1 protein-coding gene is annotated in these 545 nt (G+C 37.2%); it reads left to right on the top strand.

Annotated features, from left to right (window positions below):
* Window positions 1-30: 30 nt before the first annotated feature.
* Window positions 31-545 (top strand): HARBI1 family protein (locus PL9631_RS25915; protein WP_231516871.1); only part of this gene is annotated, 515 nt, incomplete at its 3' end.

Here is a 545-nt window from a genome sequence, read left to right as displayed (position 1 = left end):
ACATTTCAAATGTTAGGGTTACAGTTTGAAGTGAGTGAATCAACAGCGAATGATATTTTCCATAACTGGATAAAAATCTTCAGAGAATTACTGCCAGCCAGTTTAGTTGAGCAAGTAAAAAAAAACGAGAGTGATTGGGAGTGGGTAGAAGAAATTCTGCTGGAATTTGAGTTAATAGTAGATAGCTATGAACAGCCCATGCAAAGACCAATAGACAACGAAGAGCAGAAAAAATATTACTCAGGAAAGAAAAAAACACATACGTTTAAAAATCAAGTCATTGTCATGCCGAGCGGGAAAGAAATAGTGGATGTAGCTGTGGGTTATACCGGAGCAACAAGCGATCTGAAATTGTGGAGAGAAAGAAGGGAGGAATTGGGGAATCATCAAAAATACAGGGGGGATAAAGCTTATGTAGGGGAAACAGCAATTAATACACCACATAAGAAACCGAGGAATCAAGAAATATCCCTTGAACATCGAGAAGAAAATCGGTTAAAAGCCAAACAAAGGATTGTAGTCGAACATTTAATAAGACTGATAAA

The sequence above is a fragment of the Planktothrix paucivesiculata PCC 9631 genome, from assembly GCF_900009265.2.
In the GTDB taxonomy this organism is placed as follows: Bacteria; Cyanobacteriota; Cyanobacteriia; order Cyanobacteriales; family Microcoleaceae; genus Planktothrix; species Planktothrix paucivesiculata.
This window is presented reverse-complemented; position numbering and strand designations above follow the sequence as displayed.